Annotated in this window: 1 protein-coding gene; it reads left to right on the forward strand. The window is 72.7% G+C overall.

Features of this window, described 5'->3' with window-relative positions:
* Nucleotides 1–765, forward strand: a 765-nt coding sequence (locus P409_RS35450) for an oligopeptide/dipeptide ABC transporter ATP-binding protein (protein ID WP_034849846.1), incomplete at both ends; no start/stop codon positions are given.

The raw sequence follows: 765 nt of genomic DNA on the forward strand, positions 1-765 counted from the left end.
GGTCGGCGAATCCGGCTGCGGCAAGAGCACGCTGGCCCGGCTGATGCTGGGCATCGAGGCACCGACCGCGGGCCGGATCGCGATTGGCGGGCAGCCGGTCACCGCGTATTCGCGGATCGAGCGGGCGCGCCTGATCCAGCCGGTGTTCCAGGACCCGTACTCCTCGCTCAATCCGCGGATGACGGTGGGGGCGATCATCGCCGCCCCGCTGGCCGTCCGCGGCGAGGGCACGGCCGCGTCGCGGCTGGCCGCGGCGCATCGGCTGATGGATGCGGTCGGGCTGGCGCGCGACCTGTCGGTCGCCTATCCGATGCAGCTGTCGGGCGGCCAGCGCCAGCGCGTCGCCATCGCGCGTGCCCTGATCGGCGAGCCGCGGATTCTGGTCTGCGACGAGCCGACCTCGGCCCTCGACGTCTCGGTGCAGGCGCAGATCCTGAATCTGATCGCTGAGCTGCACCGGACGCTGAAGCTGACCATCGTCCTGATCACGCACAACCTGGCCGTGGTCAGCCACCTGGCCGACCGGGTGGCGGTGATGCATCTCGGCCAAATCGTGGAATTGGCGCCGACCGACGACATCTTCGCCGCCCCGCGCCACCCCTATACCCGCGAATTGCTGCGCGCCGTGCTGCGCCCCGAGCCGGGCGCGTCCCTGCCGGCGGGCATGGCGGGGGAACTGCCCAGCCCGACGGCGCCACCGCCCGGCTGCGCCTTCCACCCCCGCTGCACCCGCCAGAGCGAGCTGTGCGGCCGGTCGGTGCCGGT

It is taken from the genome of Inquilinus limosus MP06 (genome assembly GCF_000767795.1).
Classification (GTDB): Bacteria; Pseudomonadota; Alphaproteobacteria; order DSM-16000; family Inquilinaceae; genus Inquilinus; species Inquilinus limosus_E.